The organism is Laspinema palackyanum D2c (genome assembly GCF_025370875.1).
GTDB classification, from domain to species: Bacteria; Cyanobacteriota; Cyanobacteriia; order Cyanobacteriales; family Laspinemataceae; genus Laspinema; species Laspinema palackyanum.
The window spans coordinates 21,797-37,311 of sequence record NZ_JAMXFD010000018.1; the positions used below are offsets into that span (position 1 = coordinate 21,797).

The window sequence follows — 15,515 nt, forward strand, 5'->3', positions numbered from 1 at the left end:
CCTCGACTTTCTACCCTCTGCTGACTCAATTTGGACGAGTTTAAGGCAGGAAACCCTAAACTTTCTCAAAGACTGAGTTTATGTAGCTTCAGGTAGCGATGGGTTGGGCCATCGGGTTATATCTTAGCAGAATCTAGGATAGCGGTAAATAAATTTCAGATTTCAGCCAAAATTAACTGTTTTCGGTGAGCGTGCAACAACTCAAACTCCCGTTTTGCCATCCTTTCAAACATATAGAGGATATGGGTAGGACGTAATAGGGTCCCGTCGTGACGGCAACTGCCAAGAACGCGGAGGGTGCAAGTCAAGGCATCGGCTGACACTTCAACTTGTTCCAATTCAAAGAGGCGATCGCGCAGATTCACCCATTTGATTTTCCCTCTTTTGGTCGTATGTTCCCATTCAATTTCCTCAGCAGCCAGGATTTCCGAGATCCACTGCTGCCAGTCTGACCCTTGCAAAGCGACCTCCGGATCTGACGAGGGGGTTAACCCCAATCGCAGGATATACTCCGCTTGGTCCAGGAGTTGACTCGCCGAAGGCGCTTTCACCGCCACCGACTCAATCCGATGAATCGGCAGGTCTGCCGGAAGTTGAGCACTCAACCTTTCCCGGAATTCCTCGGGATCCATGAGTTCAGTCAGTTCAAAATCTACGATTTCGCTTTCCGAGGTGTAACCCAGGGTGAGGGCGTTCGCCGGTGAAATTCGAGGTCCCGGATGATATCCTCCAGTGAAGGAGATCGGTAAATCCGCTCGACGGACGGCGCGATCGAATAATCGGAGTAAATCCAGATGGCTGACCAGTGCCATGTCACCCATTTTACCCATCCACAGACGCAATCGTTGGACGCGATCGATGTTAGGCGAAAAGTGACCGGCAAATGCAGGAATCGGCAGGGGTGCAACAACGATATTGTGACCAAAGTCAACACCACAGACCCCACAATGGGAGCAACCCTCAAAAGAACAGTCGGGAACCGTTGCCGCTGCCAGTGCCAGCTTGAGATCTTCTTTCAACCAGTTTTTATCAATTCCGGTATCTAGGACATCCCAGGGCAGAGGAGCATCGAGACGAGCGTCTAAGTCGGTGCCAGTGCCGTCCATGACGTTCCATTCGCCACTTTCGACTTGCCGGTATTTCCAGCTTAAATCAGATTCAGCGATCGCCTGGGTCCAGGCTCCAAAAGCCCGGTCCAAACTCTCCCACCAAGAATCCATCCCAGCACCCAGTTCCCAAGCCCGACGCACCACTGGCGCTAACCGGCGATCGCCACGGCCCACAAAATCTTCCATCGCCGAAATCCGCACATCCGTAAAATTGGCCTTTACCCCTCGCATCCGGCGAAATTCCTGGCGAAGCAAGTCTTGCTTCCGCAAAAATTCAGCCGTGGAGACAGAATGCCATTGGAACGGAGTATGGGGTTTCGGCGTAAAGTTAGAAATGGTCAACGTGACCTCTAACCGCTTCCCTCCTAGGGTACGACATTCTTGCTGGAGCCAATGGACGGTTTCGGCAATTCCGAGAACATCCGCGTCGGTTTCTCCAGGTAAGCCGATCATAAAATAAAGTTTGACTTTATTCCAGCCCTGTTCGTAAGCGGTTTTAATGCCCCGCCACAATTCTTCGTTGGTCAGTCCTTTATTAATGATATCCCGCATCCGCTGCGTTCCTGCTTCGGGGGCAAAAGTCAACCCACTGGTGCGGGTGCCCCCGAGGATATTGGCAATATTTTCATCAAAGCGATCGACCCGTTGCGACGGCAGGGACAGGGAAATATTTTGGTCCTTGAGTCGGTTTTTAATTTCCATTCCCACCGCAGGCAAGGCGAGATAGTCGGAACAACTCAGGGACAACAGGGAAAATTCGTTATAGCCGGTGGCCCTCATTCCGGCTTCGATCGCCTCGATTACCTGGTCTGGATCCACATCGCGGGCAGGACGGGTGAGCATTCCCGGTTGACAGAACCGACAACCGCGAGTGCATCCTCGGCGAATTTCCATTGTCAGGCGATCGTGCACCGTTTCCACATAAGGCACTAACCCGATGGAATAGGCGGGAATCGGGGTGGCAACTCGGCGCAAGACCCGTTTCGGTACCCCGGGACGGTTGGGATGCACGGATCCATCCTCCGCCATATCGTAGAACTGGGGAACGTACACCCCCGGAACTTGGGCTAAATCAAACAGTAATTCTTCCCGAGTCAATCCCGCAGCTTTGCCTTCTTCAAGCACTAACCCAATTTCCGGCAGGAGTTCTTCCCCATCACCGAGGGCGATAAAGTCAAAAAACTCCGCGTAGGGTTCTGGATTAGAGGTGGCAGTTTGGCCCCCAGCAAAAACTAGGGGCCAGCTTCCGGTTTCCACGTTCCAGGGACCTGGACTAGAACGCTCTTGGGCGGTGAGGGGAATGCCCCCTAGGTCCAACATTTCTAAGATATTGGTGGCCCCCAGTTCATAACTGAGACTGAATCCGAGGATGTCAAATTCCGGCAGCGATCGCTTGGACTCCACGGAAAATAACGGAGTCTGAGTATTTCGCAGCTTCAAAACCAGGTCCGCACCGGGTAAATAGGAGCGATCGCAAAGCTGTCGCGGTTGGGCATTCAAAATATTGTATAGAATCAGATGCCCTAAATTGGAGGCTCCTACCTCATAGACTTCTGGATAAGTGAGCACCCAACGCACAGCGGCACTGTCCCAAGGTTTATGCACCGCCCCCAACTCATTACCCAGATAACGAGCGGGTTGTAATATGTCTGGGGTGAGGAGTTTCTCTACTGCAACTGACACGGCAACTCTCTACTTTCTAAGGGTTCTCGATGCCCTTCATCAGGGCCCAGTCACATCCAGTCCATACGGATGCGCCATTCGAGCCTCTTTATTTTATACGGTTGTCGGGAAGGATGAATGGGTTATTGGTTATTGGTCATTGGTTATTGGTCATTGGTCATTGGTTGTTGGGGGTTGAGCGATGAGTATTCAACAATCCAAAGGACAAAGGACAAACCCCCAGGTTTTCATGCATTCCGGGAATTTGCCCCTATTGAAATAGCGCTTTTAGACATCCTTAAGTTAATCGAATCAAAGCTAAATATACGTTTAACAGTTCAAAAAGGATTTTAATTCAAAACGGCTTCAAATTCCGCCCGAGTTTCAAATAGCTCAAATACCCGATCAAGTTGAGTAATTTCAAAAATAATCCGAATCGAGGGAGAGACGCCACATAAACTAAAACGGCGGTTGAGCCGGTGAGCCAGACTCATCGCTGAAACTAACGCCATCAGACCCGCACTATCCAGAAAATTCACATTTTCCATATCCACCAGAACCGTAGAAGGGATCGAAGACTGCACGACTGAGGTCAGTTGAGTTTGAAGTGCAGCAGCATTCGAGGCATTGAATTCACCCTGTAACCGAACGAAGCTAATTTCGGGACTGGCAACATTAGTAAGCATTTGTTTAACCTCGACTGAAGTCTATTTTTGGTAAATTTAACATCTTGTTTTTATACTCTAGTCTAGGTTCCTAAAAATCTCCTATAGAAGGGGAGTGGTTTCGTAGAATCTTTTTATTTAATCGAGGTTTTATAAAGTTTTCATTAAGAATGTCTAAAAGGTATTAAATTATACTCAATCGCCTCAGTAATTTCCACAAGTCCAGGAAAATTGGGTCCTGGATATGAATATCACAGACTATCCACTTTTGATGCGATCGAAATCACCAACAAAGGCCGCATCTTATCACTCGATCCGGTCAAGATTAAGCGGACAATGACAGATGTATCGAATTCTCCCGATCGCCCCCCTGCGAGGTACCGCCGTGATTCGTCAACTGGTAGAGAAAGCGCTCTATATCAAGCAGCTAACTCCAGATATCGAAAATGGTATCAACTCTGAGTTAAGCCGCCTTGGTTATATCGATGATGTAGATTATGAAGCCCTGGAATTATTAATGGCAGAAATGGATGCAGGTCGCATTCAATTAGTCGCAAGTCGCTAAAACATCCAACGCGATCGCCTCCAAAACCAACCCCCAACTCAAAAACAGCCTTCAATCGGTTGCAACCCCTGAATCGGGGTGCATTAGACCCGCCAACCGATTGCTCAGGTCCCTGTCTGACGGGATGGGTTTCCCCCGGTAAAAAAGAAACTTTAAGGGATCAAAAAGTGCGGTAAACTGTCTTCAGGTTTTTTATGCTGACCTGGATCGGGTTGTCACGTCGTCATGCAGTTTGCCAAACGTTTAGAGAAAATTCCTCCCTATCTATTTGCGGAGATTGACCGCAAGCGCAACGAACTCATCGCCCAAGGGATTGACATCATTAATATGGGAGTCGGCGATCCGGACAAACCGACGCCTGCACATATTCTTCAGGCTATGCATGAGGCGATCGAGGATCCCGCAACCCATAACTATCCCCCGTATCAGGGAACGCAGGAGTTCCGGGAAGCAGCGGTGCAGTGGATGGAGAAACGGTTTGGGGTGAAAGGATTAGACCCAGACCAAGAAATTGTCTCTTCAATTGGCTCAAAAGAAGCGATTCATAATACCTTTTTAGCCTTTGTGGAACCGGGAGACTATACCTTAATTCCGGACCCGGGTTACCCGGTTTATCGTTCCTCGACCCTGTTTGCCGGTGGCGAACCCTATACCATGCCGCTGACACCAGAACGGGGATTTTTACCGGATTTAGAGGCGATTCCAGAAGAGGTGGCGCGGCAGACAAAATTATTGTGGATTAATTATCCTAGCAATCCCACTGGGGCGATCGCCTCTTTAGAATTTTTTGAAAAATTAGTGGCTTTTTGTCGCAAACATGACATCTTGTTATGCCACGATCATGCTTATGCAGAAATGGCTTACGACGGCTATAAACCCCCCAGCGTCTTAGAAGTACCCGGTGCCAAGGATGTCACCCTAGAATTCCACAGTTTGTCGAAAGCCTATAATATGACCGGATGGCGCATTGGCTTTGCTGTGGGGAATGCCAAAGGAATTCAAGGATTACGGCAGGTGAAATCGAATGTAGATTCGGGAGTGTTTAAGGCGATTCAAAGGGCTGCGATCGCCGGGTTTTCCACCACAGAAGAAGAACTGCAATCGGTGATTGCTGTGTATCAAAATCGCCGAGATATCTTAATCCAAGGGTTACAATCTCTAGGGTGGCCGATTTCACCCCCGAAAGCGACCTTATATGTCTGGACTCCGGTTCCGCCGGGATATTCTTCGGCTGAGTTTGTCACCTTGCTCTTAGAAAAATGCGGAATTATCGTCCCACCGGGGAACGGATATGGTGCGGCAGGGGAAGGGTTTTTTAGAATTGCGTTAACTGTAACGGAAGAGAGAATAATAGAGGGGATTCACCGCATGAAAGATGCGGGAATTCGGTATCAATAATAAAAGCGGGTGCAGGAGTGGAAGACGACTGCTAACAGCCCTCAAATGCTTCAGGGTGAGCTTGCCAAACTTGTTGAACAAATGCTCTGAGGCGATCGTGGGCGATCTGCGAAAACCCGGGTTCTGGAGGAGGAAAACTTTGGAGTTCCATCAATAAAGGAATCACTTCCGTATCTAAAGCCAAGCGGAATAAACTTTGAGGCCAAACCAAATCCGCCCCTTCGCGTAGATCATACAGTTCCCGGCATTCATCGGGAAAGGGTGGACGGGTCAGGACGGGACCCCCGGCCAACATCAGGGGTCGCAACCATAACATCGAACGAGTTGCCAAAATTTGAATCACTTCTGCATAGAGGCAAGTTTGGTGATGTTCAAGACAGACAATCTGGCAAGGTTGAAAAGAGCAAGAGAAATGCATGAATTAGTTTTACAGCACCCTAAAAACGGCACAGACAAACGGGGTTTGGCTGAAGTTGAGATCCCCGAGCGGATCGAGACCCAAAACATTGCTTTTATGGGTATAGACCTCTTGCATCATTCGGAAACGTTCCCCTTTGTGAACCTAATCCAGGGTTAGGGCATCTAAAAGATGGAACAGGGGGAATTAAAACCTGAGATCTTATTTTGAACCGCTAAACTTCTCAACTATTCGTTTAGCTAAAGCCACAGCATTCCCACACTTGAAAAAAATAGAGTGGATTCATCAAAGAACAGCTATCACTATTTTAAGCAAAAGTGGCGAGTTTTCGGGATATCTTCGCTCTGGGTCCCTATCGGAGTAGCTCCGAGGGAGGGACGCAATTTGCACTCAGGCAATGGTGCATCCGGAGAAGTAGGTTAGTTCCCTGAAAAATGTTGGAAACCTGGGAAGGGCGCGATCGCGAATGGGTGTTCAATTCCCAGTAGGACATCCCCCCTCAAAAAGTGGGCTATTTCTGAGGGTTCCAAAACGGGTCAGGGTGCAAAGCGTTACCGCCTAAAAGTCCTTGACCCTTGAACTTTTTGGTGGAGGCGTTCCAAAAGTGCCATGAGTTAACCCCTTCCATCAATCCAGACCTACTCCGGCGGAGGAATTCTTAAAACCCATGAGAATGGTTTGCATCTCCCGCTCAGCTAGATATAATAACTGACTCAGGAGATGTAGTTGAGATTCTAGCCCTGTCCCAATCGGGTTGACTCAGGAAGAAAAATATGGGGGTGTAGGCTCCCTCAACAATTGCCCAGGTTGAGCCTGCACGGGTCCTTCAGCGAGTCTTTTAAAAAAATCAGAGAAAAGGGTAGGTTACGCTTGATGGGGACAAAACTTCCACCTTTCCCGATGAGAACATGATATGGTTCAAGCCAGTCTTAAGATTATGTTAATAAACTAAGGCTTATAACCCTTGGGAGGGTGCCGATGGCGACTGGGCCATCCAAGCCCCTGTGAACCGCTATGGCTGTACTATCTGCAACACAACATTATGAGAAATTGGGTGAAACCGCAAATATTTTCTTGGCTACTCCCAACGGCAACTGCCGTGTTACTATTATCCGCTCCCGCGCAAGCGGCTAGGCTGGAATATTGGCGTTTTGATACAGATCAAAACCGACTGCATTTTACCACTGCCGGGGGGGTTCAACCCACAGCGCAATTAATCGCCAATCCCACACGCCTGGTGATTGATTTGCCCGGGACTACCCTGGATCGCTCCACGGTCACTCAGCCCCTTGGCAGTCCAGGATTTCAGTCCATTCGGGTGGGACAATTTGAGGCAAACATCACCCGATTAGTCATTGAATTAAGCCCGGGTTATACCCTAGATCCGCAACAGGTCCAGTTCCGGGGAATCACTCCCACGGAATGGACCGTGGACTTACCCACCCCTGAACGAATTGGTGCCGCATCAACTGGAGTGGGGGCAACTGCACCACCGGCTCAATCCGGCAGCGGAGTTCAAATCGAAAATGTTCAGGTGACCCCGGATGGATTTTTTATCCGGACCCGAGGGGGACAGCCGCAAGTCAAAATGGAGCGGAGTAGCGATCGCTCCTTATATGTAGATATCCCCGGGGCCACCATCTCGCCCAACATGGGGTCACGAGACCAAATGCTCGATCGCCACGGGGTGGCTCGCATGAGTGTCCGACCCCTAGACGGGTCAACTCCGGGAGTGCGCGTGACATTCGTCTTATCGGATACTAACTCCAATTGGCAGGTCACCGCCAGCAACCTAGGTGGGGTGGTGGTTCTGCCCGGTCCTCAAGGTTCTGGGGTCGGGCCTGGGTCTGTCGCAATGGCGCAGAATCCCACGAGCGATCGCCGAGTCACCATTGAAGGCATCGAACTACAACAAGATGGGTCCCAAATTTTAATCAAATCCAATCAACCGTTCACCTACACCAGCGAATGGGACCGGGCTTCAGGGGCTTATCGCATCGTCATTCCCTCAGCCCAGTTAGGCAATGGGGTCCAACCTCCTCAGTCTACGAATCGGGGTGCTTTTTTATGGGTGAAGTTGCAGCAAGAAGACCCCCAAACTGTGGCAATTCTGGTCCAACCCGCAGCCGGGGTAAGGATTGGACCCCTGACCCAACCCAGTCCACAATTGCTCTCGGTTACCCTACAACGGTCGGGTAACATGGCAGCGGTCCCGAACTCCAGCACCTCGATTCCCACCGCCCCGGCACCGATGAGTTATCCCGCCCCCTCGCCGATGCGATCGCGAGATGGCAGACGAGTGGTGGTCATCGATGCGGGACATGGCGGCGGAGACCCCGGTGCCGTTGGCATTGGGGGAATCCAAGAAAAGGAAATCGTCATGGACATTTCCAACCAGGTGGCAAGACTTTTAGAACAAAATGGCGTCCAAATTGTGATGACTCGTCAGGATGACCGGGAAATCGATTTAGCGCCTCGGGTTCAACTGGCCAACCGGGTCAATGCAGATATTTTTGTTAGCATTCACGCCAATGCGATTGATATGAGTCGCCCGGATGTGAATGGCATTGAGACTTATTATTATTCCAGTGGTCAGCGTCTAGCTCAAACGATTCATAATAGCCTGTTGCAAGGGACTGGCGCTCGCGATCGCCGGGTGCGGCAATCGCGATTCTATGTCTTGCGCCATACCTCCATGCCTGCAGTTTTACTGGAAGTCGGGTTTGTCACAGGTGCAGAAGATGCCCCTCGGCTGGCCAATGCCGCTTACCGGACTCAATTAGCTCAGGCGATCGTCCAGGGTATTCTACAATACCTGCAAAATCCCTAGTCCGCCTCAAAATGGGAAATCTTTCTGAAAGATTCCCGAATTTTGGCTCCTGACTGCTGATTTCTAACCCATACACTTGAAGCAAATCAACCACCCGTGTCTAACTTTTTTGAGTCTGACCTGCGTCCCTTGCATGACGATTGTCCAGGACAAAGCGATGGGTTTGTCCGCAATACTGGCTCTGACTATCTCTCCAGTTCCATTGCGGGTTCCCCACCCTATACCCCTGGATCTGATGGCAACAACCAACGACCGAGAATAGGGGTTTTTGACAGTGGTCTGGGGGGCCTGACTGTCTTGCGAGAACTCTACCGCCAACTTCCCCAGGAATCCATTCTTTATTTTGGGGATACCGCTCGTCTTCCTTATGGCACTCGCTCTCAAGCCGAAATTGTCCAATTTGTGCGCGAGATTCTCCACTGGATGATGACGGAAAATGTCAAAATGGTCATTATGGCCTGCAATACCAGTTCCGCTCTCGCTCTGGAAATGGTGCAAGCGGAGTTTCCAGTGCCGATGTTGGGCGTAATTTTACCCGGTGCTCGGGCAGCGGTCAGTCAAGGTCGCCGGATTGGGGTGATTGCGACCCCGGCAACGGCGGCAAGTAATGCCTATCGCCGTGCGATTCAAGAAATGAATCCAGAGTCGAGGGTTTGGCAAGTGGGTTGTCCCGAGTTCGTCCCTTTAATTGAAGGCAACCTGATTAATGACCCTTACACGATGGAGGTGGCCCGGGAATATTTGGCTCCTCTACAAGAGCAGCAAATCGATACGTTGGTTTATGGCTGTACTCACTATCCCCTGTTAGCTCCTGTTTTCAAGAGTATTTTGCCGAGTTCGGTTCAGTTGGTGGATCCGGCTGTTCATGTGGTGGCAGCGGCGGCCCGGGAGTTGGAGATGTTAGGGTTACGCGAGACTCGTCCGGCACTCCCGACTCGATTTACGGTGAGTGGTTGTGCTCAAGAGTTTGCTCAACGGGCGGTGCACTTGCTCGGATGTACTCCCGTGGTGTCCAAGGTGTGTTTACCTGTCTTAGAAGGTCAGCCTTTGCCGGTCGAACCTTGAGCAACAGGCTGTTCCAAATTGCGCTGAGCATCAAGGCGACCTGTTGCCCGATGGAGATTGGGTTGGGGTCGCCTTGGTTGATAAATTTTGGGGTTCTGGCTTCTAGGTTCTGGTGTGTAACGACCTCTCGGTGAGGCGATCGCCCCAGGTCCGGTTATTTTAAGGGGGGCGAGGGAATTTGTGACGAATCACTGGAGTCGAAAGCGATCGCCACTTCGTTTGAAGGCGATCGCTCTGCTACCGAAATAGTTCTCCTGCATCTGAATCGGAGCAGGAACACTGCTTCAGGGTCTTGAACTTGACCCTTTCGCGTGTCGCCCTGCCAAACTCAAGAGCAAATAAATGGTTAACAAATAACCTGTTGCCAGAACCGGAATAATCAAAGGCATATCAGTGTAAGTCATAGTACGGCCAGAAATGAAAGCGTAAGAGTCGTCAACGAAAATAGTCATAGGAATTCTGTCAGCACTTTCAAGCAGAATTTGCTTCAAAATACTGGCACGGGCCTGGTCAGACCCATATAGCCGCTCGGTGAAAACCCTTTTCTTAATCTTGAGGACCTATAGAGGATTTCCCAAACCCCTCTAGTTACCGCTGTAACCTTCAAAGCTGGAAATACATCCCTTCCAAAAGATCTCTATCGTTCTGGGTTTTCTAAGGATCCCACGGATCCCGAGCCAATGAAACAGTGTGAATGGGAGTGGTGAATGCCAAACCCCATGCCATCGGTCTTGCGGTGACCGAGAAAAACCCACTCTAGGTTTTTCGGGGTTCTGGCTACTCCTTGCTTTCCCAACGCAATCAACGGCTTGGGAGCGAACGAAAAACAAGAAGCGAGCATCAAAGAAAATCCAGACTGAAAGCCACCCGCCTGGGGTTTACTGAACGTAACCCACTCTGGGTTTTTTTCTCATCCATTTACCCAATCCATATCCCAAGCCCCAAGTCACCTAGGAGAAGTTCTGATTCTTAAAATCAGTCACCTAGCTAACAATCTATGACTTGATGGGTGCAGGGAGCCAAACCAAACTGGGTAGCGTCGCTACGCCTACGGAGTGAATCTTTAAATTCTTACTTTCTACCCTAACACAAGCGGGTCAAGTTTTCCAGGGTTTCCTCAACTTTATTTAACAATTCTTTAAAAAGAAGCCAAGATCTCGGTCCGATGAGCTTTTCAGGATATTTTTACAAGAAAAGTGTCGGATCGGGAGAGGCTTCGCTTAGAATATATGTAAAATTTCGTAACTTTACGTCTGAGTCGGCCTATCCATGACCTCAACCACCTCCCTATTTTCCCCGGTTGAAGCAGACCTGCGGTTGTTAACCGAGAACCTGAAACAGCTAGTTGGTGCCCGTCACCCCATTTTGTTCGCTGCGGCGGAGTACCTTTTTGGGGCCAAGGGAAAACGGATGAGGCCAGCAATCGTGCTGTTGCTCTCGCGGGCCTTGTCACCCGATGGAGAGATCACCCCTCGTCATCGACGATTAGCAGAAATCACGGAAATGATCCACACTGCCAGCTTAGTCCACGATGATGTCGTGGACGAATCGGAACTCCGCCGAGGAGTGCCGACGGTTCATAGTCGATTTGGCAATCGTGTTGCGGTGTTAGCTGGGGATTTCCTGTTTGCTCAATCGAGCTGGTATTTAGCCAATTTAGATAACTTAGAAGTGGTCAAATTGCTCTCGGAAGTGATTATGAATCTAGCCGAGGGAGAGATTCAGCAAGGGCTGAATCGATTTGACAGCAGTTTAGGAATTGAAGCTTACCTAGAAAAAAGCTACTATAAAACCGCCTCCTTAATTGCCAACAGTTCTAAAGCGGCGGGTATATTAAGTGAGGTAGATGCCGAATTGGCCGAAAACTTCTATCAATATGGACGCCAGATTGGTCTAGCGTTTCAAATTGTGGATGATATCTTAGACTTCACGGGTTCAACAGATGTTTTAGGAAAAAATGCGGGTTCGGACCTCAGCAGTGGCAATCTGACGGCACCGACATTATATGCGTTGGAAGAAAAACCCTATTTAGAGGTTTTAATAGAGCGGGAGTTTGCCGAAGAGGAGGATTTAGCCGAGGCGATCGCCTTGATTAAAGACTCCAATGGCATCCCTCGCGCCAGGGAATTGGCCGCTTTCCATGCTCGGGATGCGGTCAAGCACTTAGATGGGCTGCCCCCAGGCGAATGTCATCAAGCCTTGGTAAAGTTAGCGGATTATGTCCTGAGTCGCTTGTATTAGCAATGAGCGTTCAGCCGGTCAGTTGGATCCTTATGTAGCGAAATCGTACCGAGGATGAACCGTTAACGGTCCGTTGAGGGTGTTAAGGGTTCTGAGACGATCGCAGTTGATGGCTCTAGTCTTCCACGGACGCGATCGCGCTTAACCCTTGCTCCGGAAATTGCGATCGCCATTCAAGTTGCTCATCAAGTTGCCCAATTTTCCTCTGCCATTTCGGGACCTCTGCTGCGGCAGTGGCACCGAAACCCAGCAATAAAGGAGGGAATTTGCCAACAAGGGTCTAGTGCTTAGGCCCTTGAGCGAATGAACCGGGAGCGTTTTTGTGGAATAGATCCATCAATGGGGTGGAAATATTCACCCGACAACCGATTTAACAAAGCGGTTGCCGGGTTAACAGAGTGCGAAAAAGACAGAAAACCCGACCGACAAGGGCAAATCCGATCGCCCTTACCATCCCGGTGAGCCGGACTAACCCTTTGCCATCTAGCTATTTCTCCAGACTGTTCAGGGGAGAGTTCCTCCAAAAGGGCTAACCTAACTAAACCGGGACTCTCCCCGGATCGGAATTAGGCAATATCCGGCGGGACCGGGCGAAATTTAAGGGGATTGGTCTGGGGTTGCAAATGTTGTTGTAACTGAGCTTGAATCAGGGTTTGAAGGTCCTGACGGCGGACCTCCGTCCCGGCGGAAACATCTCCTGATTTTTCAAAAAAAACCACACTATCGAGGGTATCAATTGCCACCATCTGAAATAAAATATGAATGACCGGGACCGGCACAGCGACTGCTTGTGAATCTTTGGGAGCATAAGCACCGTTGCTGGCGTCCTTAACTGAAGGAAAAGCATAAATTACCTGTTTCTCAAGATCCGGTTGAGCGCGATTGCGTAACGCCGTCACCATCCAACGTTGATTAAGAGTTTGCAGGATATAATACTGGGAATGGCGCAATTGCAAAGCCAGTTGCTTCAACGCTGGCGCGATCGCAGCCACGATACCAGGAGTTTGACCATCTTGGGGTGCATTGTCAATCAGAAGCTGAACTTGTCGATCTAAATTCATTGTTAAATAGGTCGAGCTTTCTATCATCCATTTAAGTTTAGCTGTAGTCATCCCTAGCTGGACTAGGGGGTTGATACTTAACAAAACCACCATGATGGGAAAAATCGAGGGGAGCGTGGAAGAAGATATTTTTCAACTTCTATTTACAGAACTCCAGCAAAATACCCGTTCTTCTGACCAAAAATGCCGGGAAGTCGCCGATCGCATTGCGGCAGAAGTTAACCGGATTTGCCAAGAAAGTCAAAGAATTAAAGCATCAGGAGAAGAAGAAAAATGGAGAGTGACCTTATCTCGGCATCGCTTACAGCAATGTCTCTTTTATTATAATTTTGGGGCGCGAGGGGGGAGAGTGGAATTACACAGTACCCTCAGTGCGATGGTTTATCGCTATATCACGCCGCCTCAAATCCAGTCGAGTTATCAAGCTCGGTTGAACTTGATCGAAGATTTTCTGCAGGGATTTTATGTGGAATCCTTAAATGCCTTTCGACGAGAAGCGCAACTGGAGGGAACCTTTTCCCCAACCACCTTGTTAGAACTGTCGGAATATATGGCATTTACCGAACGGTATGCTAAACGGCGGATTCCGCTATCGGGAGGGCGATCGCAACAACTGCTGATCTTGCGAGCACAAACCTTTTCCCAACAGCAACCGCCAGAAACAACCGTCGATATGGAACAGGCTGCTGAAGGGTCATCCCTAGACTCAGACCAAACCTGGAATGACTCCTCGGTGCAGCAAGTGCGAAATGCGATGGTCGATCGCGATCTAGAACCTGCTGATGATTCCTTGCGCGAAACCGTCATCAAAGAAGTGCTGGCTTACTTGCAAGAGAGAGGACAAAACGACTGTGCGGACTATTTTATTTTGCGATTGCAAGATTTACCCACCAATGAAATCGAAGAAATTTTAGGCGTGACTCCCAGGCAGCGGGATTACTTACAGCAGCGCTTTAAATATCATTTGATTCGATTTGCTCTCTCTCACCGCTGGGAACTGGTCCATGAATGGTTAGAAGCCGATTTAGAGCGAAACTTAGGGTTAACCCCGGAACGGTGGCAACAATTTCAAGACAGCCTAGAAGCTCCACAACGGAAATTACTCCAATTAAAGCAACAAGGCGCGAAGGATTCAGACATTGCCAAAGACTTAGAATGTACAGTGAACCAAGTGCAGAAACGGTGGTTTAGACTACTAGAAGCCGCATGGCATCTTCGCAACGAGCGCGATTCCGGAAATAATGCATCTACAGATGAATAGGGGGGTAAGACATGGATAGGGACGAGCAAGTTTTTAACAACCTTGCCAACTCAGAGGCTATTCAAGAGCGAATTCTCGGGTGGCTGTTCCAACTCTCTCAGCCAGACTCGATGCCGCAAATGGAAAAGCTAACCAGTCCGGAAACACCTCCGGAAGCAGACTTAGACAACCCTTTAGCTCAGAATAACTTAGACCCTCTCGATTCTGAATCATTTGAATCAATCGAGCGATCGCCCTCAATCGAGGGTGAATCGGAAGCAGGGTTTACCGAACTGGACGAGGGAGTGAGTCTCAACGGAGAGCGACCACTTAAACCAGGAGAGATACCTGCCGTGCAAGACCGTTTTTACACACTTGTGAAACGCCGACTGGAAACTGAAATTCAACATCATCCCCCCCTGTTTCCCTGGGAAAATGAGCTGTTGGATTATGAACCTGACTATTTAGATTTTCCGGAAGAGAAAAAAGTTCCTGCTTTCGATTGGTTGACCCAGTTGCCCTTGTTGAGTTTGCCTGTTACTCTCCCGGCGACTGTACTCACCCAACTTTTAGAAGAATGCCGGGTTTTGATCCAATCTTCTTTGCAAGATGGCGCTAAATTAGTCCGTGCTGTAGAAGGATTATTTCCCGATCGCCGTCCTCAACTCCATCAGTTAGCCGGATGGGCCCTGGCGATGTCTCCAACCCGAGGGTCGAGTGCAGAGGCGATTAATCCCCTGGCAAGTGGAACCGTTGATTTTCCCCGCACCTACGAAGGGGCCAGTGCGGATCAGCAAATGGTGCTTTGCTTACTGGCGGCCCGAGAAATTATGGGGACCCTGACCTTAAGTGTCAGTGCCTCGGGAGGGCCAGTGGAACGACAATGGCTCACCAGTGCCGGAATGTTGAGCATTCGAGTGGAATGTGTTGGGAAACCAAATCACGACCCCTCTAAACCAACTCAATCTCTAGGCTGTCTGAGAGTTCGGGGCGAATTCCCTTCCGGTGGGACCTTGCAACTGCGCGGCGGTGAGGCTCAATCTACCACCTCTCGTCCCAATGCCGGATGTTTGCACGTTGAACTGTTTGAGCCACAACCAGACTGCTCCTATGTATTAGAAGTCCGCTTCCATAACGAATACCATAACGCCCTGACCTTTGTTGTCCGTCTCTCCTAGTAGAACCGGCAACGGCAGCATTCATTCGCTCTATAGAGTAAATTAGGAAGGAAGAAAGACACTCTTTTGCTCTTTTATCCTTC

Annotated in this window: 12 protein-coding genes; 7 read left to right on the forward strand and 5 right to left on the reverse strand. The window is 49.6% G+C overall.

What is annotated here, in order from left to right; all coding sequences use genetic code 11:
- Positions 1–155: 155 nt before the first annotated feature.
- The gene (locus tag NG795_RS19175; RefSeq protein ID WP_367290254.1) at positions 156–2,792 is read right to left on the reverse strand and encodes a TIGR03960 family B12-binding radical SAM protein; all 2,637 of its coding nucleotides are present in this window, start codon (positions 2,790–2,792) and stop codon (positions 156–158) included.
- A gap of 329 nt (positions 2,793–3,121) precedes the next feature.
- Positions 3,122–3,457 (reverse strand): STAS domain-containing protein, encoded by a 336-nt coding sequence (locus NG795_RS19180; RefSeq protein ID WP_367290255.1) that lies wholly within the window; start codon positions 3,455–3,457, stop codon positions 3,122–3,124.
- Between the two features lie 322 nt (positions 3,458–3,779).
- Between NG795_RS19180 and NG795_RS19185 the strand changes: the two genes are divergently transcribed.
- Both NG795_RS19185 and NG795_RS19190 read left to right on the forward strand, forming a co-directional pair.
- Complete coding sequence (locus NG795_RS19185) at positions 3,780–4,001, forward strand: hypothetical protein (protein WP_367290256.1); 222 nt, start codon at positions 3,780–3,782, stop codon at positions 3,999–4,001.
- A 225-nt stretch (positions 4,002–4,226) separates the two neighbouring features.
- Positions 4,227–5,399 (forward strand): pyridoxal phosphate-dependent aminotransferase, encoded by a 1,173-nt coding sequence (locus tag NG795_RS19190; RefSeq protein WP_367290257.1) that lies wholly within the window; start codon positions 4,227–4,229, stop codon positions 5,397–5,399.
- Positions 5,400–5,430: 31 nt separating this feature from the next.
- Here NG795_RS19190 and NG795_RS19195 read toward each other — a convergent pair whose 3' ends face one another.
- The gene (locus NG795_RS19195) at positions 5,431–5,817 is read right to left on the reverse strand and encodes a hypothetical protein (protein WP_367290258.1); all 387 of its coding nucleotides are present in this window, start codon (positions 5,815–5,817) and stop codon (positions 5,431–5,433) included.
- Between the two features lie 1,054 nt (positions 5,818–6,871).
- On the opposite strand from NG795_RS19195, the gene NG795_RS19200 reads away from it, so the two are divergent.
- The 3 genes from NG795_RS19200 (at position 6,872) to sds (ending at position 11,953) form a co-directional block, all read left to right on the forward strand.
- Positions 6,872–8,647, forward strand: a complete 1,776-nt coding sequence (locus NG795_RS19200; RefSeq protein ID WP_367290259.1) for an N-acetylmuramoyl-L-alanine amidase — start codon at positions 6,872–6,874, stop codon at positions 8,645–8,647.
- A 201-nt stretch (positions 8,648–8,848) separates the two neighbouring features.
- The gene (murI, locus tag NG795_RS19205) at positions 8,849–9,712 is read left to right on the forward strand and encodes a glutamate racemase (RefSeq protein ID WP_367290317.1); all 864 of its coding nucleotides are present in this window, start codon (positions 8,849–8,851) and stop codon (positions 9,710–9,712) included.
- A 1,269-nt stretch (positions 9,713–10,981) separates the two neighbouring features.
- Positions 10,982–11,953, forward strand: a complete 972-nt coding sequence (gene sds, locus NG795_RS19210) for a solanesyl diphosphate synthase (protein WP_367290260.1) — start codon at positions 10,982–10,984, stop codon at positions 11,951–11,953.
- Positions 11,954–12,068: 115 nt separating this feature from the next.
- Here sds and NG795_RS19215 read toward each other — a convergent pair whose 3' ends face one another.
- Both NG795_RS19215 and NG795_RS19220 read right to left on the reverse strand, forming a co-directional pair.
- A complete protein-coding gene (locus tag NG795_RS19215) occupies positions 12,069–12,206 on the reverse strand; it encodes a hypothetical protein (RefSeq protein WP_367290261.1) in 138 nt (45 codons plus the stop codon).
- Positions 12,207–12,519: 313 nt separating this feature from the next.
- Entirely contained in the window at positions 12,520–13,014 is a 495-nt protein-coding gene (locus NG795_RS19220) for a hypothetical protein (protein WP_367290262.1), read from the reverse strand.
- 91 nt (positions 13,015–13,105) lie between these two features.
- Here NG795_RS19220 and hetZ point away from each other — a divergent pair, with 91 nt between their 5' ends.
- Entirely contained in the window at positions 13,106–14,275 is a 1,170-nt protein-coding gene (gene hetZ / locus NG795_RS19225; protein ID WP_436836067.1) for a heterocyst differentiation protein HetZ, read from the forward strand.
- 11 nt (positions 14,276–14,286) lie between these two features.
- The gene (locus NG795_RS19230; protein ID WP_367290263.1) at positions 14,287–15,432 is read left to right on the forward strand and encodes a hypothetical protein; all 1,146 of its coding nucleotides are present in this window, start codon (positions 14,287–14,289) and stop codon (positions 15,430–15,432) included.
- Positions 15,433–15,515 lie beyond the last annotated feature (83 nt).

Coding starts and splice junctions, on each gene's coding strand:
- hetZ (WP_436836067.1), top strand. CDS start 13,106: ATGATGGGAAAAATCGAGGGGAGCGTGGAAGAAGATATTTTTCAACTT.
- NG795_RS19185 (WP_367290256.1), top strand. CDS start 3,780: ATGTATCGAATTCTCCCGATCGCCCCCCTGCGAGGTACCGCCGTGATT.
- NG795_RS19195 (WP_367290258.1), bottom strand. CDS start 5,817: ATGCATTTCTCTTGCTCTTTTCAACCTTGCCAGATTGTCTGTCTTGAA.
- sds (WP_367290260.1), top strand. CDS start 10,982: ATGACCTCAACCACCTCCCTATTTTCCCCGGTTGAAGCAGACCTGCGG.
- NG795_RS19180 (WP_367290255.1), bottom strand. CDS start 3,457: ATGCTTACTAATGTTGCCAGTCCCGAAATTAGCTTCGTTCGGTTACAG.
- NG795_RS19190 (WP_367290257.1), top strand. CDS start 4,227: ATGCAGTTTGCCAAACGTTTAGAGAAAATTCCTCCCTATCTATTTGCG.
- NG795_RS19230 (WP_367290263.1), top strand. CDS start 14,287: ATGGATAGGGACGAGCAAGTTTTTAACAACCTTGCCAACTCAGAGGCT.
- NG795_RS19220 (WP_367290262.1), bottom strand. CDS start 13,014: ATGAATTTAGATCGACAAGTTCAGCTTCTGATTGACAATGCACCCCAA.